This window comes from Morganella sp. HMSC11D09 (assembly GCF_001807955.1).
Taxonomy (GTDB): Bacteria; Pseudomonadota; Gammaproteobacteria; order Enterobacterales; family Enterobacteriaceae; genus Morganella; species Morganella morganii.
In genome coordinates this window covers 15,233-37,601 of record NZ_KV791691.1, presented here as the reverse complement: position 1 = coordinate 37,601, position 22,369 = coordinate 15,233, and the positions used below count along the sequence as shown (strand labels likewise).

General features: G+C 51.5%; 19 protein-coding genes. 7 read left to right on the top strand and 12 right to left on the bottom strand.

The features are described from left to right. Positions 1 to 9 precede the first annotated feature (9 nt). From HMPREF3119_RS09765 to HMPREF3119_RS09710, 12 genes are all read right to left on the bottom strand, one after another. Entirely contained in the window at positions 10 to 1,332 is a 1,323-nt protein-coding gene (locus tag HMPREF3119_RS09765) for a TIGR00366 family protein (protein WP_015422346.1), read from the bottom strand. Further along, a complete protein-coding gene (locus HMPREF3119_RS09760) occupies positions 1,329 to 1,994 on the bottom strand; it encodes a 3-oxoacid CoA-transferase subunit B (protein WP_036424804.1) in 666 nt (221 codons plus the stop codon). Before HMPREF3119_RS09760 ends, HMPREF3119_RS09765 begins: the two co-directional genes overlap by 4 nt. 10 nt (positions 1,995 to 2,004) lie before the next feature. Further along, entirely contained in the window at positions 2,005 to 2,655 is a 651-nt protein-coding gene (atoD, locus tag HMPREF3119_RS09755; RefSeq protein ID WP_004237936.1) for an acetate CoA-transferase subunit alpha, read from the bottom strand. A 279-nt stretch (positions 2,656 to 2,934) separates the two neighbouring features. Continuing rightward, entirely contained in the window at positions 2,935 to 4,320 is a 1,386-nt protein-coding gene (atoC, locus tag HMPREF3119_RS09750) for an acetoacetate metabolism transcriptional regulator AtoC (RefSeq protein ID WP_004237935.1), read from the bottom strand. Next, positions 4,307 to 6,127, bottom strand: a complete 1,821-nt coding sequence (gene atoS, locus HMPREF3119_RS09745; protein WP_032098645.1) for a two-component system sensor histidine kinase AtoS — start codon at positions 6,125 to 6,127, stop codon at positions 4,307 to 4,309. The genes atoC and atoS overlap by 14 nt, the downstream gene beginning before the upstream one ends. A 196-nt stretch (positions 6,128 to 6,323) precedes the next feature. Continuing rightward, positions 6,324 to 6,959 carry a bifunctional 4-hydroxy-2-oxoglutarate aldolase/2-dehydro-3-deoxy-phosphogluconate aldolase gene (locus tag HMPREF3119_RS09740; protein ID WP_004237933.1) on the bottom strand — a complete coding sequence of 212 codons (636 nt, stop codon included), beginning with the start codon at positions 6,957 to 6,959 and terminating at the stop codon, positions 6,324 to 6,326. A 20-nt stretch (positions 6,960 to 6,979) separates the two neighbouring features. Then, positions 6,980 to 7,942 (bottom strand): sugar kinase, encoded by a 963-nt coding sequence (locus tag HMPREF3119_RS09735; protein ID WP_046024993.1) that lies wholly within the window; start codon positions 7,940 to 7,942, stop codon positions 6,980 to 6,982. After that, complete coding sequence (gene uxaC / locus HMPREF3119_RS09730; RefSeq protein WP_070579561.1) at positions 7,942 to 9,363, bottom strand: glucuronate isomerase; 1,422 nt, start codon at positions 9,361 to 9,363, stop codon at positions 7,942 to 7,944. Before uxaC ends, HMPREF3119_RS09735 begins: the two co-directional genes overlap by 1 nt. Before the next feature lie 13 nt (positions 9,364 to 9,376). Further along, complete coding sequence (locus HMPREF3119_RS09725) at positions 9,377 to 10,843, bottom strand: fructuronate reductase (RefSeq protein ID WP_070579558.1); 1,467 nt, start codon at positions 10,841 to 10,843, stop codon at positions 9,377 to 9,379. A 67-nt stretch (positions 10,844 to 10,910) separates the two neighbouring features. After that, positions 10,911 to 12,095, bottom strand: a complete 1,185-nt coding sequence (gene uxuA, locus HMPREF3119_RS09720) for a mannonate dehydratase (RefSeq protein WP_004237929.1) — start codon at positions 12,093 to 12,095, stop codon at positions 10,911 to 10,913. A 320-nt stretch (positions 12,096 to 12,415) separates the two neighbouring features. Then, positions 12,416 to 13,726, bottom strand: coding sequence for a TRAP transporter large permease (locus HMPREF3119_RS09715; protein ID WP_070579554.1), 1,311 nt, complete (start codon positions 13,724 to 13,726; stop codon positions 12,416 to 12,418). A gap of 21 nt (positions 13,727 to 13,747) precedes the next feature. Next, positions 13,748 to 14,251: a TRAP transporter small permease gene (locus tag HMPREF3119_RS09710; protein ID WP_004237927.1), complete on the bottom strand. Its 504-nt coding sequence runs from the start codon at positions 14,249 to 14,251 to the stop codon at positions 13,748 to 13,750. Positions 14,252 to 14,509: 258 nt separating this feature from the next. On the opposite strand from HMPREF3119_RS09710, the gene HMPREF3119_RS09705 reads away from it, so the two are divergent. From HMPREF3119_RS09705 to HMPREF3119_RS09675, 7 genes are all read left to right on the top strand, one after another. Next, on the top strand, positions 14,510 to 15,490 hold the full coding sequence (locus HMPREF3119_RS09705) for a TRAP transporter substrate-binding protein (protein WP_015422348.1): 981 nt from the start codon (positions 14,510 to 14,512) through the stop codon (positions 15,488 to 15,490). 141 nt (positions 15,491 to 15,631) lie between these two features. Then, the gene (locus HMPREF3119_RS09700; RefSeq protein WP_370531206.1) at positions 15,632 to 16,393 is read left to right on the top strand and encodes an FCD domain-containing protein; all 762 of its coding nucleotides are present in this window, start codon (positions 15,632 to 15,634) and stop codon (positions 16,391 to 16,393) included. A 295-nt stretch (positions 16,394 to 16,688) separates the two neighbouring features. After that, positions 16,689 to 17,834 (top strand): trans-sulfuration enzyme family protein, encoded by a 1,146-nt coding sequence (locus tag HMPREF3119_RS09695; RefSeq protein ID WP_024474710.1) that lies wholly within the window; start codon positions 16,689 to 16,691, stop codon positions 17,832 to 17,834. A gap of 37 nt (positions 17,835 to 17,871) precedes the next feature. Then, entirely contained in the window at positions 17,872 to 19,317 is a 1,446-nt protein-coding gene (locus HMPREF3119_RS09690; protein ID WP_004904626.1) for a Na+/H+ antiporter NhaC family protein, read from the top strand. A 30-nt stretch (positions 19,318 to 19,347) separates the two neighbouring features. Further along, positions 19,348 to 20,367, top strand: coding sequence for a D-cysteine desulfhydrase (locus HMPREF3119_RS09685; RefSeq protein WP_004237922.1), 1,020 nt, complete (start codon positions 19,348 to 19,350; stop codon positions 20,365 to 20,367). 682 nt (positions 20,368 to 21,049) lie between these two features. Next, on the top strand, positions 21,050 to 21,619 hold the full coding sequence (locus HMPREF3119_RS09680; protein WP_032098619.1) for a fimbrial protein: 570 nt from the start codon (positions 21,050 to 21,052) through the stop codon (positions 21,617 to 21,619). 63 nt (positions 21,620 to 21,682) lie between these two features. After that, entirely contained in the window at positions 21,683 to 22,369 is a 687-nt protein-coding gene (locus tag HMPREF3119_RS09675; protein WP_070579551.1) for a fimbrial biogenesis chaperone, read from the top strand.

Below are 22,369 nucleotides of genomic sequence, written 5' to 3'. Positions count from 1 at the left end.
TAGTATCTGTCAGAAGAAAGCGAGGCCGATAATGAAAATCGGTGCCGAGAGCAGCAGGGCGGTGATGCAGTACCCCATAATGTCCCTGACCCCCAGCCCGGCGATCGCCAGTGCAGGAAGCGCCCAGAACGGCTGCGCCATGTTCATCCACTGTTCACCGTAGGCAATCGCCATCACGGACTTACCGAGATCAGCCCCCAGCGCCTGGGCAGCCGGAATAACAAACGGCCCCTGAATCACCCAGTGACCGCCGCCTGACGGCACGGCAAAGTTGATCAGCGCAGAGCTGAAGAACGTCATCAGCGGGAAGGTTTCTTTGTTGGCGACGTTGATAAAGAATTCAGTGATAAGCCCGCCCAGTCCGGAGCCTTCCATCATGAGCTGGATACCGGCATAGAACGGGAACTGCACGAGGATCCCGGCGGTACTGCGGGCGGCGGCACTGACGGCACGCATATACGCCATAGGGGTTTTATGCAGCAGCAGACCGGTCAGCAGGAAAATCATATTCACGGTGTTAATGGTGATGTTGAAACCGTTTTTGATGAAATACATGCCGAGGAACGTGAAGCCCAGAATCCCGATAATCCATGCGATAAGGCGGCTTTCTTCCATCCGGAGAGAAACCGGCGCGTCTTCCGGTAATTTTTTCTGGAAATCCGGCTCTTCTTCGAGCAGCGCAGGGTCGATCATCATGATGTCGTCTTTGCGCGGCATCATCATGCGGGTGACAAACGGCATCACCAGAATCAGTGTCAGGGTGATAAACAGGTTATACCCGGTGAACATGGTCTGGCTGACAGGAATAAGCCCGGCGATATGCTCGACAGGGTTACCCGGTGTGGCGGCCAGCAGCGGCATAGAGCCGGAGAAACCGCCGCCCCAGGTCATAAACCCGATATAGGCACAGGCGATCAGCAGCGGGTAGTCAGAGCCCGGTACACGGCGGGCCACTTCACGGGCAAACATCGCCCCGACCACCAGCCCGAAACCCCAGTTAATGACACAGGCAACCGAGCCGAAAAACGTCACCAGCATCACCCCCTGAACCGGGGTTTTTGCCAGTGAGGCGGTCAGCCGCAGAATACGTTTAACCGGCGGGGAGCTGGCCAGCGCGTGACCGGTCACGATGATCAGCGCCATCTGCATCCCGAACGCCAGCAGGTTCCAGAATCCGTTCCCCCATAAGTTCACCAGATCCATTGGTGTGCTTGGTGTGAGTGCCAGCGCGATGATAAACGTCAGCATGGTCAGCAGCATTGCGAAGATCAGCGGATCCGGCAGATAACGGCTCACCACACGGGTCATGACTCGTGAGATGCGTCCTATCATACGGCTTCCCCCGCAGTCACCAGCGGCATTTCACAGATAGCCGGTGAAACAATAAAATGCGCGGCGGTTTTTTCGCGGATAGTATCGATATCCGTACCCGGCGCGTATTCACACAAAATCATCTGATCGTTTTCAAAGCGGAATAACGCCAGTTCCGTTACCAGCACATCCACCGCTTTCACGGCGGTCAGCGGCATGGTGCACTCCGGCAGGATTTTGGCGGAACCGTCTTTTGCACAGTGTTCCATGGCTATGATCACTTTGCGCGCACCAGTCACGAGATCCATCGCGCCGCCCATACCCGGCACCATTTTTCCCGGTACCACCCAGTTGGCTAGGTTGGCCTGTTCATCCACCTGTAAGCCGCCCAGTACGCTGGCATCCACATGACCGCCGCGGATCAGGGCGAAGGAGAAGGCGCTGTCAAACATCGACGCGCCCGGCAGGATGCCGCACGGCTGACCGCCTGCATTGACCAGATTCTTATCCGGCGTGGTTACCGGCCCGAGGCCGAGAAAGCCGTTTTCTGACTGTAATGTGATATGCACACCTTCCGGCAGATAGTTCGCCACCTGTGTCGGCAGCCCGATCCCGAGGTTCACCACATCACCGTCATTCAGTTCAAGTGCCACACGGCGGGCGATTAATTCTTTTGCATTCATGATGTTTTCCTTATTCTGCAATCAGCCAGTCAATAATTGCCCCTGGTGTGGCAACACAATCCGGGTCGATATCCCCCACCGCGACCATTTCGTCCGGTTCGGCAATGGTGATATCCGCCGCCAGCGCCATCAGCGGGTTAAAGTTGCGGGCACTGAGGTCATAGGTGAGGTTGCCGAGCGGGTCGGCTTTTTGTGCCTGAATCAGCGCCAGATCAGCGCGGAGGGGAAGTTCAAGGAGGTAATCACGGCCATCGAGGGTAATTTTCTGTTTGCCTTCTTCCACGACCGTACCGACACCGGTCGGGGTGAGGAATCCGCCCAGTCCGGCACCGCCGCAGCGGATTTGCTCTGCCAGCGTGCCCTGCGGGATCAGCTGTACTTCCATTTCACCGGCGATCATGCGCCGCCCGGTTTCCGGGTTTGTCCCGATGTGGGAAGCGATGACTTTTTTCACCCGTCCGTTGACAATCAGCGGGCCCAGGCCGGTATCCACGAATGCGGTATCATTGGCGATAATGGTTAACTCTTTGACGCCGGATTCTAATAATTCAGTCATTAAACGCGGCGGTGTACCGACCCCCATAAATCCGCCGACCATAATTGTCATGCCGTCACGAAAAAATTCACCGGCTTTTTTCACCGTTATTTGTTTATTCTTCATAGCACTTCCCTTTTATAAAAAAATATAGACACAAAGGTAATAGCAAGCGCTATGCCAATAATAAAACCTGTATTTTGTTATATTTACATCACTTTAACTTACTGATATATATTGCTTTAAATATTATAAAAATAAACTTATTAACATATTATAAATAAATGATTCATTCCTGATGGTGAAATAAAATGCACAGTGTGAAAATTTATTCACAACAAAAAAAGCACGGTGAATTTATTTTCACCGTGCTTTTTAAAATTATTTTTATAAAATTATTATTAATTATTCAATATCGTATTCCTGCAATTTATACATTAATGCCCGGCGGCTGATCCCCAGCGCAGATGCGGTATGGGTTTTGTTATTCTGAAATTCCGCCAGGGCGGAAATAATCAGCTCTTTCTCGTAAGCTTTAATATTCTCTTTCAGGTTCAGGCCCGGCTCCTGCGTGACCGGAATCAGTGCCACCGGCTGGCTGCGGACCTGTGCCAGTAACTGCTCCGGCAGATCTTCGGGGAAAATCACATAACCGGTGCTCATAATCACTGCCCGTTCAATCACGTTGGAAATCTCCCGTACATTGCCCGGCCACTGGTAGTTCATCAGCAATGCCAGGGTTTCCGGTGCCAGCTCGACAATATCGCGGTTATTTTCCTGACTGAATTTCTGCAGAAAATGGGAGGCCAGCAAACCCACATCCTCCGGCCGCTCACGCAGCGGCGGCAGGTTCAGATGAATAACATTGAGACGGTAAAACAGATCCTGGCGGAAATGCCCTTCCCGCACCCGTTCATGCATATCGCGGTTGGTCGCGGCAATAATGCGGATATCCACACGGATGGTTTTACTGCCGCCGACCCGTTCGAATTCTTTCTCCTGCACCACCCGCAGCAGTTTCACCTGTAAATCCGCCGGCATTTCACCGACTTCATCAAGCAGCAATGTTCCGCCGCTGGCGCGTTCAAATAATCCCTGACGCTGTACCTGTGCCCCGGTAAATGCGCCCTTTTCATGGCCGAACAGCTCACTTTCCAGCAGCGAGCCGGGCAGCGCCCCGCAGTTCACTTTAATAAAGGGGCCGTTGGCCCTTTCGCTGTTGTAATGGATTGCCCGCGCCACCACTTCCTTCCCGGTGCCGCTTTCCCCGGTGATAAGCACTGTCGCCTGACTGCGCGAGACTTTGGCGATATCGCGGCAGATTTCCATCATTTTCGGGTTACGGGTCAGCACCCGTCCCCACTGGTAGCTGTCGCTCAGTTCGCGGTGCAGCAGATTGATTTCCTGTTTCATCTCCTGCAACTGTAATGCACGGGAGATAAGCAGTTTCAGCTCCGTCAGGTCAAAGGGCTTTATCACATAATCAAACGCCCCGAGACGCAGCGCGTCCACTGCCGTTTCCACAGCGGCATAGGCGGTCATCAGAATGACCGGCACTTCCGGGTTCAGCTCCCGCATCCGTTTGAGGGCCTCAATACCGTCCAGTTTCGGCATGCGGATATCCATCAGCACCACATCCGGTTTATCCTGCACAAAGCTTATCAGCGCCGCCTCGCCGTCCTCCGCCACCCGGGTTTCATGACCATCAATAGAAAAGGCGGTCTGTAACATCCGGCAGAGATTCTTTTCATCATCAACTATCAGAAGCCGGTACGATTTATGTGTAATCATTTTTCTTACCCTGCGTTATCGGCAACGTTATGGTGAACGTCGTTCCATGATGTTCCTGACTTTCAAGGAAAATATCACCGCCGTGACCGGCAATGATCCGCTGGCTGATAGCCAGTCCCAGCCCAGTTCCCGAGGCTTTGGTGGTAAAGAACGGGTCAAAAATTTTCTTCTGCAGCGCCGCCGGAATTCCGGTGCCGTCATCGCGGATCACCACCATGACCCGCTGCTCTTCCATGTAACAGGTGGAGATAAAGAGATTGCCTCTGGCCGGAATCGACTGCACCGCGTTTATCATGATATTGAGCAGCACCTGACGCAGCAGCTCGCTGTTGGCCTCAATCAGCGGCAGTGTGTCATCCGGCTCCCAGGTAAAGGTGACCCGCGCTTCCACCCCTTTGGTTTTGACCAGCACCAGGGCTTCCTCAATCAGCCGGTTGACGCTGATCGGGCGGAATGTGCCGGTCTGCGGCCGGGAGAAATCAAGCAGCTGGCGGATGATCCGGTCAATGGAATCCACTTCCTTGAGAATAATACTGATGTATTCCAGTTTATCCGGGTGATTTTCCAGTTCTTTGAGGATCTGCACGAAACCGCTGATCGCCGTCAGCGGGTTACGCACCTCATGGGCCACTCCCGCCATCAGCTCGCCGAGTGTCGCGAGTTTTTCCGCCTGCTGCATACGGCGCTGAACCTCTTTCTGCGCAGTAAGATCTTTAAATATCACCAGCGCGCCGATAAGCTCCCCGCCCGCATTACGGATGCGGCTGGTGCTGACGTTTATCTGAATGGTGCGGTCACGGGCGGGATAGGCAATTTCCAGACTGACGTGCTCAATACCGCGCTTCAGGGTATCGAGAACCGGGCTGGAGAAACTGCGCCCCTCAAAAACATCACCGTAATATTTGCCGTGCAGATCCCGCTCCAGATAGCCGGTTATCTCTTCTGCCGCCGGGTTAATCATGGTGACGCAGCCGTTGATATCCACCGCGATCACACCGTCCGCCGCACTTTCAATAATCAGTTCGTTGAGGGTTTTCATCTCCCGCAGTGTCTGTGCCAGGGCGTTGACGCTGTCGCTGATCTCCCCCATTTCCCCTTTCATCATCGGCAGATGGGTATTGAGATCACGGGAGAGATCACTGAGGCCGCTTTTTATCGCGCCGATATCCCGGCTGAAATGACGGGAAAAGACGATAATAATCAGCAGACTGAACAGGATCCCGAGAGCAATAACCGCGATAATTTTGACATCCATCGCCAGCGCCTGGCGGTCAATATCATCCGTCAGTTCATTCGCCCAGATATAGCCGATCACCTCGCCGTTACGCCTGACCGGAATCATGGCGTTCATAATATTACCGCGCACCTGGCTTCCCCAGCCGACCTCCGGCTCTCCCGTTGCCATCACATGACGGCCGGGGTGATCCTCACTGATTCGGGTGCCGGTTTTGTTACCGTAACGGGCACGCGGAGAATAGGTCACAATACCGTCAAGCTCACGGTGGTAATACCCGGCGCCGACCCCCGGGAAGGTGGAGGTGATAATTTCCGCCGCCGGATACAGCTTTTCGCTGATCAGCGCCAGGCGCTGGTCACGCGGCAGGGATGCGGCAAGGTCATATTCATCATTCAGCGCCTGTTCCAGCAACCCGGCAACAGAATAGAGTTTGTTCCGTTTCTCCTGCAACAACGCGGAACGCCCCTCTGTTTCCACAAAATAACCGATGATAAGTGTCGGTACGGTGACCAGCAGAATAGCCATCAATATGAGTTTGTCACGCAGACTGAATGGATAATATTTATGCAACACAGAAGGCCCGTCTGAAAAGCAGTATGATTCACCAGCATATACAACTGATTAAAAAATATCTTTGCGAACGGTCATAGTTCCGGAATCTCTGTAAAAACAACAGGATAATTGATGATTTAGAATGTTACAGGCAGGAGAAAACTGATAATACGGCAGCAGAGAGGGGATCTGCTGCCGGAACGGTAAAAAATCCTTACTTCACAAACTCACTGGCTTCACGCGCCAGTTTGCCGATGGCTGCCCAGTCTTTTGCTTTGATAAGCGAAGCCGGAACCATCCACGAGCCGCCGCAGGCCACAATCTGCGGGATAGCCAGATAGTCGCGGATATTGTTCAGCCCGATACCACCGGTCGGCATCACCTGTAACTGGTGATACGGCGCCAGCATGGCTTTGATCATCGGAATACCGCCTGACGGCTCCGCCGGGAAGAATTTCACAAAATCGATGCCCAGCTCCAGAGCCTGCTCAACCGCGCTCGGGTTGTTGATCCCCGGAACAATCGGGATATCAATCTGCTGACACGCCTGCACGGTGTTCGGGTTCAGACCGGGAGAGACGACAAACTGCGCCCCGGCGGCTTTCGCCTGACGCACCTGTTCGCGGTTAATCACGGTTCCCGCGCCTACCAGCATATCCGGGCGGGCTTCGCGCAGCAGTTTGATCGCTTCCGCCGCACACTCAGTACGGAAAGTGATTTCCGCCACCGGCAGACCGTTATCCGCCAGCGCATTGCCTAACGGGATAATATCTTCCGCGTTATCCACGGCGATCACCGGCACAATTTTCAGCTGCCGGAAACGGGTAATCATTGCCTGTAATTCGGACATCTCGTTCTCCTCTTTTCCCGTTAAAACGTGTTATTCAGTAAAGTATCAGTGACCGGGCGGGTCGCCGCCTGCGGGATAATCGCCCCTTTGTGCTGAATCACCACACCCGCAAGCCGGTGGCCCATCCGGGCAGCGCGTTCAATATCCGCGCCGGTCAGCCAGCCCGCCAGGAACCCGGCGTTGAATGCATCACCGGCTGACGTGGTATCAACCACCTGTTCCGCCGGGGTGGTGGCAATAGTGATGGCCGGTGCGTCAGTGCGCAGATCACGGTAGTCACACCCCTGAGCACCCGCTTTTATAATCGCCTGCTTCACCCCGGCTTTTGCCAGACGGGCAAAGGTGGAGTTGCGGTCGCTGTCGCCCCACAGACGTGCTTCATCATCATCAGTGACCAGTGCCATGTCGGTCAGTGCATACATTGCCTGATAACAGTCACGGGTTTCATTTTCATCCGCCCACAGTGCCGGGCGGTAGTTGCTGTCAAACAGAATGGTCTTGCCCTGCTGTGACAGCGTTTTCAGGTCATCCAGCAGTTGCAGCCGGTCTTGCGGCGGCAGAATGGCAAGGCTGATCCCGCTGAGGTAAATGGCATCCATCTGCGCCATCTGTGCCAGCAGCGCCGGGTATTCCGGATGGCGGACAAGATAACGCGCTGCGGAATCATTGCGCCAGTAAAGAAACGTGCGCTCGCCCTGCTCATCCAGCTGGATAAGGTATAACCCCGGCTGATGATGCGGGTCGATCAGTACATGCGCAGTATTGACCCCTTCCGCCTGCCAGCGGCTGATCATGCCTTTACTGAGCGGGTCGGTTCCCATGGCAGAGATAAAATTCACCTCAACGGCGTCTCCGGCCGCGCGGGCCAGATAAACCGCACTGTTCAGGGCATCACCGCCGTAGCGCTGAACCATCTCCCCGAACGGCGCACCGTTGAGTTCAATCATGCACTCGCCGATCAGACCAATGCGTTTCACTGTCATTATTCACCTTTTGCAGCGGAAAAATAACGCTGTGCATTATTGAAGCAGATATCACGCACCATCTGCCCCAGCATATTCTCATCCGCCGGAATTTCACCGTTTACCGCCAGCGTGCCGAGCATATTACACAGAATGCGGCGGAAGTATTCATGACGAGTATAGGACAGGAAACTGCGTGAATCTGTCAGCATCCCGACAAACTGGCTTAACAGTCCCAGTTGTGACAGCTGTTCGAGCTGACGCTGCATGCCGTCTTTCTGGTCGTTGAACCACCAGCCGGAACCGAACTGCACTTTACCTGCGATACCGCCGCCCTGGAAGTTGCCGATCATGGTCGCCAGCACTTCGTTATCACGCGGATTCAGGCAGTAAAGGATGGTGCGCGGCAGTTCATCGGTTTTATCCATTTCATCAAGCAGACGTGAAAGCGGATAAGCCACCGGCGCGTCACCGATGGAATCAAAACCGCTGTCGGCACCGAGCAGCTTAAACATGCGCGTATTGTTGTTACGCAGCGCACCGATGTGCAGCTGCATCACCCAGCCGCGTTTCGCATACTGTTTTCCGAGCCAGACCAGCACCGCCGTTGCGAACTGCGCGGTGGCGGTTTCATCAGGGATTTCCCCGGCGAGACGTTTCTGCAGAATCGCATCCAGCACCGATTCATCCGGTACCGGTGCGTAGCGCAGGATCTCAATACCGTGGTCAGAGGCAACACAACCATGCTGCGCAAAGTGTGCCAGACGGCGTTCCAGCGCGGTCAGCAGGTCGCTGAAACGGCGGATATCCACATCGGCACTCTGTCCGAGCTTCGTGATATAGTCCGTGAAGCCGTCCAGTTCAATTTTAAAAGCGCGATCCGGACGCCAGCTCGGACGCACTTCAATATCAAAGCTGTCATCCTGTGCAATCTGCCGGTGGTATTCCAGCGAATCTGCCGGGTCATCTGTTGTGCCGACCATATGCACATTCATCTGCTGCATAATGCCGCGTGAGGAAAATTCCGGCTGTGCCAGTTTTTCATTGGCTTCATCCCAGATGCTCTGCGCCGTTTCCGGCCCGAACACTTTGCCGGAGATACCGAACGGGCGGCGCAGTTCCAGATGTGTCCAGTGATAAAGCGGGTTACCCAGAGTCATCGGCACGGTTTTTGCCCACGCCTGATATTTTTCATAATCACTGCTGTCGCGCCCGGTGATAAGCTGCTCCGGGATCCCCGCCGAACGCATGCCGCGCCATTTGTAGTGATCCCCTTCCAGCCAGATCTGCCCGAGGTTATCAAAACGGCGGTTTTCCGCGATTTCACGCGGATTCAGGTGGCAGTGATAATCATAGATTGGCATGTCCGCCGCGTAGTCATGATAAAGACGGCAGGCAATGTCGCTGTGCAGTAAAAAATCTTCGCAAAGAAACTGTTTCATAAACTCTCCGGGATTACAGTGCGGCAACGGCCTGACGGGCACCGACATCAAGTAACTGCTGATACGCGCGCTTCACCGCATCAACAAAGCCCTGCTGTTTCGGCAGGTCGTTACCGAAAATGGATTCAATTGCCAGCAGCTCATCCACCACCGCCACAGACAGGCCGTGTTTTGCGTAGATTGCCGCGAAGGTTTCTGCCAGCGGGTCACGCACATCGATTTTATTGCCCTGTTCATCGGTGCCGCTGACATAACGCATCCAGCCCGCCACGCCCAGTACCAGATGGCGGTAATCACTGCCGTCCGCGATATGCTGCGCAACCGGGTCCAGCAGGCGCTGCGGGAGCTTCTGGCTGCCGTCCATCGCAATCTGCCAGGTCTGGTGTTTCAGGGACGGGTTGGTAAACCGGTCAATCAGGTTATCCGCATAGGCAACCAGGTCGGTTTCTTCCGGCATGGTGAGAGTCGGAGCCTGCTCATCCAGCATCAGCGCGCGGGCAGCTTTGCGGTAATCCGGGTTGGTCATGGTGTCGGAAATATGGGCATAACCACCGAGATAGCCGAGATACGCCAGGAAGGAGTGACTGCCGTTGAGCATCCGCAGCTTCATTAATTCAAACGGCACCACATCCTGCACAAACTGCGCACCAGCGCAATCCCACTCAGGACGGCCGTTGACAAAATTATCTTCAATCACCCACTGACGGAACGGCTCACAGGCGATAGCACAGTTATCCTCTGTTCCCAGAAGCTGCGCGATTTCCGCCAGTGTTTCCGGGGTGGCCGCCGGAACAATACGGTCAACCATCGTGCACGGGAAAGTAACATTGGCTTCAATCCACGCCGCCAGCGCCGGATCCTGTAACCGCGCCAGGCCGAGTACGGCTTCACGGGCAACATGACCATTCTCACGGACGTTGTCACAGGAGAGCACAGTAAACGGCGGCAGACCGCGTTCACGACGGCGTTTCAGTGCTGCAGTGATGTAGCCGATAGCAGAGCGCGGGGTCTCCGGTGTGGCCAGATCCTGTTTAATCAGTGCATTTTCCGGGTCAAGCTGCCCGGTCGCCGGATCGGTGCAGTAGCCTTTTTCGGTCACAGTCAGGGAAACAATACTGACATCCGAAGACGCCATTTTCTCAATCACCGCATCAATACCGTCGATCAGCGGGTGCATCGCTTCCTTCATTGAACCGATAATTTTCAGCTCTGTTTTATCCACCCCTTTCTCCGCCACGGTATACAGCATGGACTGGGCTTTCAGCCCTTCGATCAGTGCCGCATCCTGTGCCGACATCAGGTTAACTTCGCAGTAACCCCAGTCGCTGTCTGTTTTTTCTAATACGTGATGGGTATACAGCGCCTGATGTGCGCGGTGAAACGCGCCGCAGCCGAGGTGAACAATACGGGTGGTGAGACGATCAGTCGTCCAGTCAGGACGCGTTGCGGTGATGTCCGCAGTGACAAGATTCTTTTCCATTACAGGCTCCCGGGGAGCAGGCTGCGGGAGAGATCCCGCAGCCCGGCAGGTACAAAGGTATGAGATATTATTTTGTATAGAATGCGCGGTGAATACCCATTTCCAGACCACGGATTTCAGCCAGCCCTTTCAGACGGCCGATGGCGGAATAGCCCGGGTTGGTTTTCTTTTTCAGGTCATCCAGCATCTGATGACCGTGATCCGGACGCATCGGGATCAGAGACTCAGAGCCGCTCTCACGGCGGCGGTTCTCTTCGGCGGCAACCGCGCTGATCACATTATACATATCCACATCACCGGCCAGATGCGCCGCTTCATGGAAAGTATTCGGATTTTCTTCGCGCATGGTTGAACGCAGATGCAGGAAGTAAATCCGCGGACCAAAGGTCTGAATCATATTGACCAGATCGTTGTCAGCACGCACGCCGTAAGAGCCGGTGCACATGGTGTAACCGTTGGCATCACTGTTGACGGTATCCGCCATCCACTGCATATCTTCAATCGTGGAGACAATGCGCGGCAGGCCGAGGATAGGACGCGGAGGATCATCAGGATGCACAGCCATTTTCAGGCCGCACTCTTCAGCCACCGGAATGATTTTATTCAGGAAATACGCAAAGTGCTCACGTAATTTCGCTTTATCGATACCGGCGTAACGTTTCAGGTGCTGGCGGAATTGTTCAAGTGTATAGCCTTCTTCCGCCCCCGGAAGACCGGCAATAATATTGTTTATCAGTTTTTGTTTTTCGTCATCCCGCATGGTTTCAAAGCGGGTTTTGGCCTGCGCAAGTTCTTCTGCGGTGTAGTCCTGCTCAGCCCCTTCGCGCTGTAAGAGGTAAATTTCGAACACCGCAAATTCAATCTGATCAAAACGTAATGCTTTTGAGCCGTCCGGCAGCTCATATTCCAGGTCAGTACGGGTCCAGTCAAGAACCGGCATGAAGTTGTAGCAGACAGTATAAATCCCGCAGGCGGCGAGGTTACGCAGCGATTGCTGATAGTTGGCAATCCATTTTTCATACTCACCGGTCTGTGTTTTGATATCTTCGTGGATAGGCACACTCTCAACCACGGTCCATTCCAGATGGTTAGCTTCAATCAGCGCCTTGCGCTTCTGAATTTCGTCTGTGGTCCAGACTTCACCGTTCGGGATATGGTGCAGCGCTGTCACGATACCGGTAGCGCCCGCCTGACGAATATCAGATAAAGTAACCGGATCTGCCGGTCCGTACCAACGCCAAGTTTGTTTCATACTAAACCTCGTTTATGCTCCGCGAATATCATCACTGTGTATTTGGTTGACCAATTAAATCCCCGGTGTGACGAGTATTGCTGTCAAACCTTGCTGTCACGTGTACAGCGTTGTCATCTTCCTATCAACACAGAGAGACGTCAAGCCTGAAAACAATATTGGTCAACCAATATCACATTTTGTTTTATGATTAATTTATTGTTTTTACTGTAAATAAAAATACATCAACGAAAAGTGCGTTTTTGTTACTTTCATTTCACTAAATAGGTAAACCAAAACGGTCACTCATCCGGCAGGGCAGATGAGTGACAACACCGGTATTACGATGGTGTATAGTTCAGGACTAACTCAGGCAGCCACAGGCTGAGCTGAGGGAAATAGGTCACCACCGCCAGCGCCGCAATCAGTGCGATATACATCGGCACCAGTGGTTTCAGGACTTTATCAATACTGACGCCGCCCACGGAACACCCGACAAACAGTGCGCTGCCGACCGGCGGGGTACAGATACCGATAGCCAGGTTGAATGTCATGATGATCCCGAAGTGTACCGGGTCAATCCCCATATCCATGGCGACAGGCAGGAAAATCGGGGTGAAAATCAGCACCGCCGGCGTCATATCCATAAAGATACCGACAATCAGCAGGATGATGTTAATGACCAGCAGGATAGTCAGCGCGTTATCGGAAATCGCCATCAGACCGTCAGCAATCAGATACGGCAGATCCGCGTTCGCCATCGCCCATGACATCCCCATGGAGGCACCGATCAGGAGCAGCACGATAGAAGTTGTCACTGCCGATTCCAGAATAATTTTCGGCAGGCGGCTGAAACTGACTTCACGATAAATAATCACGGCCAGAACAAAGCTGTAGATCACGGCAATCGCGGATGCTTCTGTCGCGGTAAAGATACCGGCGATAATCCCGCCCATAATCACCACGATCAGCATCAGTGACGGAACAGCTTTCCAGAGGGTTGAGAAAAACTCATTCCATGTCGGGCGCGGTGCAACCGGATAACCGCGTTTTTTCGCGATAATCCCGGAAACGATCATCAGAGACAGCCCCATCAGGATGCCCGGAATATACCCGGCCAGGAACAGTGCGGCAATCGACGTACCACCGGAAACCAGCGAGTAAACAATCAGCGTGTTGCTCGGCGGGATCAGCAGGCCTGACGGGCAGGACGCAATATTCACTGCAGCGGACAGTTCCGGGTCATACCCCTCTTTTTTCTGCATCGGGGACATGGTGCCGCCGACCGCAGCCGCAGAAGCCACTGCAGAACCGGAAATCGCACCAAACAGCATGTTCGCCATGATATTCACGTGCAGCAGTGAGCCCGGCAGACGACCGCCGATCACTTTTGCCACATTAATCAGCCGGGCAGCGATACCGCCCTGGTTCATAATGTTACCGGCGAGAATAAAGAACGGGATCGCCAGCAGCGAGAAGTTATCCACCCCTGCCGCCATACGCTGGGCGACAACAGTAATCGCGGAGTCGAGCGGCAGCGTCATGGCAATCGCCACTAACGATGACAGGCCGATAGCGAAGGAAACCGGAACACTGAGAACCAGCAGAAACGCAAAGGTGCCGAAGAGCGCGGCAATCACATACCAATCCATAATTAACCTCTCATCGCACCATTAATGGCTGTCAGTCAGTTCAGTATTTGCTGAACCCGGCTGAAAGAGTGAAAAGATATCAACCAGTGCATACATAATCATCAGTAAGCCGCTGATTGGTAAACAGAGATAGATGTAACCCATCTGCCAGCCCAGTGCCGGGGTGATCTGACCGCTTTCCAGTGTGGAAGAGACCAGTGTGCTGCCGCCGTACACCAGCACAATGCCTGCAAAGGCAATAATGGCAATCTGGATAAATAAACTGACAAACTGCTTTCTTGCACCTGACAGTTTCATAACGAGAAGATCAATCGCGAGGTGCCGGTGTTGTCCTGTGGTGTAAGCCGCACCAATCATGGCGACCCACATAAAAAGGTAACGGGCGAGTTCATCAGTAATGGTACTCGGGGAGCTGAGGATATAGCGGGATAACACCTGCCATGTCACACAGAACACCAGGAATGCTGATAAACAGATAGTAAAAACAGCAAGCCCTTTATTAATCAGCGCTACAAGGTTTTTCATTGGCCTTGTCCTTGTTCTTATTTTGGTTAACCAATTTGGCAACTGTCACACCAAATACAAATTTTGCTGTTCGAGCATAGTCTATCCCGCTGAAAACAGTGAGTGACGGTGATCACATTATGATTTGGTTAACCAGAGATTGGGGTTATTTTGTGATAGTGGTCAACCAATGAAGGTTTACCTTTTGACCACTTAGTGACTTGTGATTAAGGTGAGACAACATAATAAGAAGCTCATTTTCCTCCGGAGAACCCTAACGTGAAAAACAGCAAACGTATCCTCAGCACTGTTATCGGCGCGGTATTTGCTCTCAGCGCTACCCAGGCTTTCGCCGCCACCACGCTGAAACTCAGCCATAACCAGAACCGTGATCATGCTGTTCACAAAGCCATGACACAGTTTGCGGATGACGTAAAAACCAAAACAAACGGTGACGTCCGCATCCGTATCTACCCGGACGCGCAATTGGGCAACCAGCGTGAATCCATGGAATTAATGCAGAACGGTGCACTGGATATCGTCAAATCCAATGCTGCTGAACTGGAAGCTTTCTCACCGGCTTACTCCGTCTTTAACCTGCCTTACCTGTTCCGTGACAAACCACACTACGAAAAAATTATCTACGGTGATATCGGACAGGAGATCCTCGACTCCAGCAAAGACAGCGGGTTTGTCGGTCTGACTTACTATGATGCGGGCGCGCGCAGCTTCTATGCCAAGAAACCTATCCGCACACCGGACGATCTGAAAGGTCTGAAAATCCGCGTACAGCCGAGCCCGACGGCTATCTCAATGGTAAAAGCACTCGGCGGTAACCCGACCCCGCTGGCTTACGGTGAACTCTATACCGCCTTACAGCAGGGCGTGGTGGATGCGGCAGAAAACAATATCCCGTCCTATACACTGAGCCGTCACAGCGAAGTCACCAAGTTCTTCTCTCTGGATGAGCATACAATGGTGCCGGATGTGCTGGTGATGTCGACCAAATCACTGGATAAGCTGACACCGGAACAGCAGGAAATTGTGAAGCAGGCAGCCAAAGACTCCGCACAGACAATGGCGAAACTCTGGGAAGCCTCAGAGAAAGAAGAACGTGCGAAAGTTGAGAAGCAGGGTGTTGAATTTATCACCGTTGATAAAGTCACCTTCCAGGATGCGGTAAAACCGATGTATGACGATATTGCCAAGTCCAACCCTGAGTTATCCAAAATGGCAGATCGTATCCGCGACGTGAAATAATCTTCGTTGCACCTCTCAGATAAACCACCCTGTATTACCAATATTGGGTGGTTTATTTTATATTATAGTCATCAAAATCATTTTTGGTTGACCAATATCTGGTAAACTGACTCCGATTTCATTTTATTTATGGCACCACAGATGACTCAATTTATCGAATCAAAACGTCCTTATCAGGAAGTTGGCCACGCATTGCGTCAGATGATCACCAATATGCACTATGCTGTGGGTGATAAGCTTCCTCCTGAGCGCGAAATTGCTGAGATGCTCAGTGTGTCCCGTACCGTGGTACGCGAGGCACTTATTATGCTGGAACTGGAAAACCTGATAGAGGTCCGTAAAGGATCCGGTATCTATATTACTGACCTGCCGCATCAGAAAGACGGTTATACGGATAACGGTTCGCTCAATGCCGCCGGTCCGTTTGAGCTGTTACAGGCGCGGCAGCTGCTGGAAAGCAATATCGCGGAATTTGCCGCCACCCAGGCCACACCGGTGGATATCGCCAATATGCGCAGTGCCCTGCAGCGGGAACGCGACGAACTGAAAACCGGGGAAGATGAAACCGGCGACCGCGAGTTTCACCTGGCCATCGCGCAGGCGACCCATAACAGCATGCTGGTGGAGTTACTGAAACAATCCTGGGCATGGCGGGAAAACAACCCGATGTGGCTGAAGCTGCATACGCGCATCACCAATAAAGATTACCGCAAAGAGTGGATGACCGATCACCAGGTGATCCTCGCCGCCATGATTAAGAAAGACCCGGCGGCGGCCAAAGAAGCCATGTGGCAGCATCTGGAAAATGTAAAACAGCGCCTGCTGGAGCTGTCGGATGTCGATGACCCGAATTTTGATGGTTATCTGTTCAATTCCTATCCTGTTGACCTGGTGCGGAACTGATCCCCCTGCACACCTTTTTTACTCTCAGACACCAGAAACCGGGCAAAATCAACCCGGTTTTTTTGACCGTAAAATAAAAATAATAACCTTATTATTCATAGTGTGATTCACCTCTCATTCATATAAAACATGCAATTATCTGATATATAACACTTATTTTATAACAGAGAAATTTATTCTCTGCCGTCTGCGGCAGCGGAATTTTTTTAGAAAATTTTTTCTGACTACCTGTGCCACTATCCGGCCATTACAATAACCATTAAATATTCATCGCATATTTTACAGGACACCAACTATGAGTAAGAAAATTGCCACTGTGCTGATCCACGGCGGACAGCAGCAGGATAAAGTAAACCATGCTATTTTCCCGGCGATCACCACCGCCAGTACGTTTGTGCAGACCAGCCTGAGCGAGCACGGTGAATACGCCTATTCCCGTGTCAGTAACCCGACCCGCCACGCCTATGAAACACTGCTGGCCGATGTCGAGGAAGGTACTTACGCCACCGCAACCGCCTCCGGTGTGGCGGCGGCGGCACTGGTGCTGAATATCTTCCCGCAGGGCTCCCATATTATTGCGATGAAAGGCGTGTACGGCGGAACTTTCCGTCTGTTTGAGCGTGTGGCAAAAGAGAACTGCGGCCACGAGTTCGATTATGTTGATCTCAATGATTTAGCCGCAGTCCGCAGCAAAATCAAAGACAACACCCGCATGATCTGGATAGAAAGCCCGACCAACCCGTTACTGGAACTGGTTGATATTGAAGCCATCTGCGGACTGGCCAAAGAACACAATATCGTAACCTGCATCGATAACACCTTCGCGACACCGTGGAACCAGAAACCTCTGACCATGGGCGCGGATCTGATCATGGTCTCCTCCAGTAAATATATCGGCGGTCACTCTGACTTAATCGGCGGTGCGGTGATCACCAACCGTGACGACCTCGCGGAAAGACTGAATTTCCTGAAAACCACCACCGGCGCGATTGCCTCTCCGTTTGATGCCTATCTCGCCCTGCGCGGCCTGAAAACCCTGGCACTGCGGATGGCGGCACAATGCAGCAATGCACAGGCCGTGGCGGAATTCCTGTCCGGTCACGACAAGATTGAAAAAGTATTTTATCCGGGCCTGAAAGATCATCCGCAATATGAGTTATGCAAAAAACAGATGCGCACCGGCGGTGCCGTGGTCACTATTCAGCTGAAAGGCGGCCTCGCAGAAACCGAAGCATTTGTGAAAAAACTGCGCTATTTTGTGCTCGCTGAATCGCTGGGTGGTGTTGAAAGCATGGTGAATCACTCCGCGACCATGTCCCACGGCTCCATGACCCGCGAAGAGCGCGAATCCATCGGTGTTTTTGACAGCACACTGCGTTTGTCTGTCGGCATCGAAGATATCGGCGATTTACTGGCTGATTTACAGCAGGCTCTGGCCTGACACAGCATCACTACCACAATAATAAAAGAGAAAGCGTATGCAGGACTATGGTATCTGGACGGTCATTACCCCGGTCGTCACAATTATTCTGGCCATCTGTACCCGTCAGGTGATTTTATCACTGCTGATCGGGATACTTGTCGGCTTTACTGTTATTCATGATCACAACCTCTTACTGGGGATCCGCGCGACCCTCGAAGGGATTATTGATGTCTTTAAATCATCAGGAAACGCCAAAACCATCATCTTTATGCTGATGATTGGCGGGATTATGCGGCTGGTCGTGGTGACCGGCGGTGTACGGGCGCTTGTCCGCCTGCTGACCAACAAAACGCAGATCATCAAAGGCCGCAAGGGTGTTCAGCTGCTGGCGGTGATTATCACGTCCCTGATTTTTATCGAAAGCTCGATTAACCAGCTGGTTTCCGGTGCTTCCACCAAAGCGCTGGCAAAAAAATACGGCGTGCCGCCGGAGAAAATGTCTTACATCATCCAGACCGCCTGTGTGTCTGTCTGTTCTTCCGCCATGATCAACGGCTGGGGTGCGGCAATGATGGGCGTTATCGGTGTGCAGATCTCTCAGGGGCTGATCACCGGCGAACCGTTTGATATCCTGGCACATTCCATGGTTTACAACATCATGGCCTGGTTCTCACTCGCCAGCATTCTGTTCTATATCTTCAGTAATGTCTCCTGGGGACCGATGCGCAAAGCAGAAATGCGTGCGCAGGCACTCATCAGCTCTGCGGATGTTATCACCGGTACACCGGAAGAAACGCACGACGAGCCGGAAGATGATAAAGACATTATTGATCATCCAAACTGTCATACGTCACTGAACTTCTTTATCCCGATCCTTTCCACCATTCTGATGGTGCCGGTCGCGCTGTATATCACCGGTGACGGCGAGTTCAGCAAAGGCAGTGGTTCCACCTCGGTTTACTGGGGCGTAATGTTCGGGACGGCGGTGTCATTTGTCTGGTTCCTGGCGCGCCGCGTGATGAATGTCGATACCTTCTTTAAAGAGCTCTATATCGGCTATGCCAATATGATTAAAATCAGCTCGGTGATGATCCTCGCCTTCCTGATGGGCTCTGTCTCTTCCGACCTTAACACCGGTGCCTATATTGCTCAGGTGACATCAGGGGTTATCGCGCCGGGCTTCTCTGTCGGCTTTATCTTCCTGATCAGTGCCATTATGTCACTGGCGACCGGCACCTCCTGGGGTACATTCGCCATCATGATCCCGATTGGTGTGCAGTTGGGTCTGTCTGTCGGTATGCCGCCGGAATACATGATTGGTGCGGCTATCGCCGGGTCTATCTTTGGTGATATGACCTCCCCTATCTCCAGTGATGCGATCGTGGCATCGATGGCGACAGACTGTGACCATATTGAGCATATCCGTACCCAGATGCCGTATGCGGTATTAACCGCGAGTTTTGCGCTGGCCGTCTATCTCTGGCTAGGATTCACCTACTGAGTATGACTGCGAATTCAATAAGGAAATGATATGTCTTCTTCTGTAAACACTGCCGGGGCAACCCGGCTGCAACAGACACTGGCGCAGTTCAGTAAGCTTAATCTGCTCAGCGGTGTCACGCCGCTGAATAAACTGAATAATCTCTCCCGCCTGCTGGGACGGGAGATTTACATCAAACGTGATGATCTGACACCGCTGGCGGCAGGCGGCAACAAGCTGCGCAAACTGGAATTCCTGATGGCGGATGCCCTGGAAAAAGGCGCACAGTTTATTGTCACTGCCGGAGCCATTCAGTCCAACCACGTCCGCCAGACAGCGGCTGTTGCGGCAATGTACGGCCTGAAATGTGTGGCGCTGCTGGAAAACCCGATCGGCAGTCAGGAAGCCAATTTTCTGAATAACGGCAACAAGCTGCTGACGGATTTATTTGGCACACACTGTGTGATGTGTGATGCCCTGACTGACCCGGATGCGCAGATGCAGGCATTGATCAACCATATGCAGCTCAGTGATGCGTATATCGTGCCGGTCGGCGGCTCCAATATGCTGGGTTCCCTCGGCTATGCGGAGTGCGCCATGGAAATCGTGCAGCAGACACCGGAAGGCACAGAATTCGGTGCTGTCGTGGTCGCCTCCGGCAGCGCCGGAACACACGCCGGGCTGTCTGCCGGATTACAGCTGGTGATGCCGCAGACCCCGGTTATCGGTGTCACCGTATCGCGGGTATATGCTGACCAGGCGCCGAAAGTGGTTAAACTGCAAAACGAACTGGCACAGCTGTTTGATATTGAAACACCGGCACCGATTGTGCTGTGGGACAGCTATTTTGCCCCGGAATACGGCATGCCGAATGCCGGCGGGCTGGAAGCCATTGAACTGCTGGCGCGTCACGAAGGTATTTTGCTGGATCCGGTTTACACCGGTAAAGCCATGGCCGGGCTGATTGACCAGGTTCGCAGACACCCGGAAGATACTTCACCACTTCTGTTTGTGCACACCGGCGGTGCCGCCGGACTGTTCGCTTATCAGGAAGTGAGCGCAGCAATATAAAGCTGTCCGCCATAATATTATAATTTACAGATAACATCTGACAGATACCGGCAATATCCCCTGTTCCGGTATCTGTTATTTCCCGCCTCTCTGATAATACCTCTCATTTCCGGAAAAAATCACACATCAAATTCCGATGTAAATCATTATTCAGGCCGATAAAAAATCATTTCCTGTGTTCTTTTTTAAAAAAAATACGCGTGTGAGATGTAAGTAAATAATGCATTTCCTCCCCGTTTTTCTTTCATTTATTATTACTCAACCTATTGATATTTAAATCATTACTTACTATTCATTTTGTTCACATCCGGTGAAAAAGAAATAAGATAAAATAAATACAATAAAAATACACATAAAAATCAAAAGATTAAATCCAATACTAACAGCGCAATAGTTTGAAACATCAGATTACACAGAGATACACCGCAGGGTATTCTCAATACATTATTTCGATATACTCATTCTGTGAGTTATTCAGAGACACTCATATATCTATACATTAAACCAGACAAATAGTAAGCAGCAGAAAAAATAATCTTCAACTCCGGACAATGAAAATTGTATTTATCATTACCAGAATTATTTCTGCCTTTATTCATTATTGTTTCGCATAAAACACCACGATCTCATTTTTATTCAGCTGACACTGAATAATAAAAAACTCATTTAAATAAGGTTTAAGATGAAAAAATCTATAATTGGTAAATCATTAATTTCTGCATTACTTGCCGGTACTGCTATGAGTGCATCCGCAGTTGATCAGACAGGTACAATTTCCTTTAAAGGCTTTATTTATAATGCCACCTGTTCGATTGATCTTAACGATACTAACTCTCCTAATGTTGATGTGTTAATGGGTCGTTATCCGACCAGTGCATTTACAGAAACCGGCACTATGGTTGGCGGAAAAGATGGCTACGGTGAACTGAATATTTCATTAACAGACTGCCCGGATCAGGGAAAAGTAAAATTACAGTTACATGGTAAGCCAAAAGATGGTGATAACGAGCTGTTAGAATTAGATAACCCGAACGCAAGTACAACGGCTAAAAATATTGCTGTCCTTATATTTGAGAATGGTGATACCAATAATGACCCTGTTGTGATTGATGGCTCAAAAACAGAGGAATATAACGTATCTTCCAGCGCATCATGGAAGGGAAGTTATACCGCATACTACTACAGTACCGCTGACGACGTTGAAGCCGGCCAGGCGGATGCAACGCTGAATTATACGCTCTCATATAATTAATATTTATGCGCAGATGAAATACTCTGCGCGCCCTCACTATAATAAAATAACCAAGGATTAATCATGTTCACTAAAACAAATATTCTCTCTGCTTGTGCATTACTTCTTTTGGTATCAGAAAGCTATGCCGGTTTTGGTTTAGAAACAACCCGCGTTATTTATCATGAAAAAAATAACAGCGAGGGTGTTGTTGCCTTTAATACCGACAAAGGCAGAAATTATCTTTTGCAGTCATGGGTTGAAGATAAAGCAGGAAATGTCAGCCCTGATTTTGTTTCAACACCACCACTCGTCAAATTACGGGCTGAAAAAAAGAATACATTACAGATCACAAAAGTGGCGCCATTACCGGCTGACAGAGAGTCTCTTTACTGGCTGAATGTTAAGTTTGTGGCGCCGAGTGAGGAAGGCCAGGAAAACGTTCTGCGCTACTCGATGACCAACAGAATAAAAATCCTGTATCGTCCGGCGGCTCTCGATAACAGCCGTGATATTGAAACCTATGCGAATAAGTTAGACTGGTCTGTTTCAGGTAACCGCCTTACGGTTAATAACAGCACGCCTTATTATGTAAATATTTCAAAAATCACCGTCAACAACCAGGAAGTAAAACTGCCTGCCGGATATATATCGCCTAAATCGGTGGAAACAATAACTGTCCCGCAGGCAATTAAAGCACCTGCAAATGTAAAACTGACATACATAAATGATTACGGTAAAGCCGTTGAATTAAGTTATTCTGCTAAATAA

Bases quoted from the DNA above. Each gene is read 5' to 3' on its own strand.
- HMPREF3119_RS09765 (WP_015422346.1), bottom strand. From the start codon at position 1,332: ATGATAGGACGCATCTCACGAGTCATGACCCGTGTGGTGAGCCGTTAT.
- HMPREF3119_RS09760 (WP_036424804.1), bottom strand. From the start codon at position 1,994: ATGAATGCAAAAGAATTAATCGCCCGCCGTGTGGCACTTGAACTGAAT.
- atoD (WP_004237936.1), bottom strand. From the start codon at position 2,655: ATGAAGAATAAACAAATAACGGTGAAAAAAGCCGGTGAATTTTTTCGT.
- atoC (WP_004237935.1), bottom strand. From the start codon at position 4,320: ATGATTACACATAAATCGTACCGGCTTCTGATAGTTGATGATGAAAAG.
- HMPREF3119_RS09740 (WP_004237933.1), bottom strand. From the start codon at position 6,959: ATGTCCGAATTACAGGCAATGATTACCCGTTTCCGGCAGCTGAAAATT.
- HMPREF3119_RS09735 (WP_046024993.1), bottom strand. From the start codon at position 7,942: ATGACAGTGAAACGCATTGGTCTGATCGGCGAGTGCATGATTGAACTC.
- uxaC (WP_070579561.1), bottom strand. From the start codon at position 9,363: ATGAAACAGTTTCTTTGCGAAGATTTTTTACTGCACAGCGACATTGCC.
- HMPREF3119_RS09725 (WP_070579558.1), bottom strand. From the start codon at position 10,843: ATGGAAAAGAATCTTGTCACTGCGGACATCACCGCAACGCGTCCTGAC.
- uxuA (WP_004237929.1), bottom strand. From the start codon at position 12,095: ATGAAACAAACTTGGCGTTGGTACGGACCGGCAGATCCGGTTACTTTA.
- HMPREF3119_RS09715 (WP_070579554.1), bottom strand. From the start codon at position 13,726: ATGGATTGGTATGTGATTGCCGCGCTCTTCGGCACCTTTGCGTTTCTG.
- HMPREF3119_RS09710 (WP_004237927.1), bottom strand. From the start codon at position 14,251: ATGAAAAACCTTGTAGCGCTGATTAATAAAGGGCTTGCTGTTTTTACT.
- HMPREF3119_RS09700 (WP_370531206.1), top strand. From the start codon at position 15,632: ATGACTCAATTTATCGAATCAAAACGTCCTTATCAGGAAGTTGGCCAC.
- HMPREF3119_RS09695 (WP_024474710.1), top strand. From the start codon at position 16,689: ATGAGTAAGAAAATTGCCACTGTGCTGATCCACGGCGGACAGCAGCAG.
- HMPREF3119_RS09690 (WP_004904626.1), top strand. From the start codon at position 17,872: ATGCAGGACTATGGTATCTGGACGGTCATTACCCCGGTCGTCACAATT.
- HMPREF3119_RS09685 (WP_004237922.1), top strand. From the start codon at position 19,348: ATGTCTTCTTCTGTAAACACTGCCGGGGCAACCCGGCTGCAACAGACA.
- HMPREF3119_RS09680 (WP_032098619.1), top strand. From the start codon at position 21,050: ATGAAAAAATCTATAATTGGTAAATCATTAATTTCTGCATTACTTGCC.
- HMPREF3119_RS09675 (WP_070579551.1), top strand. From the start codon at position 21,683: ATGTTCACTAAAACAAATATTCTCTCTGCTTGTGCATTACTTCTTTTG.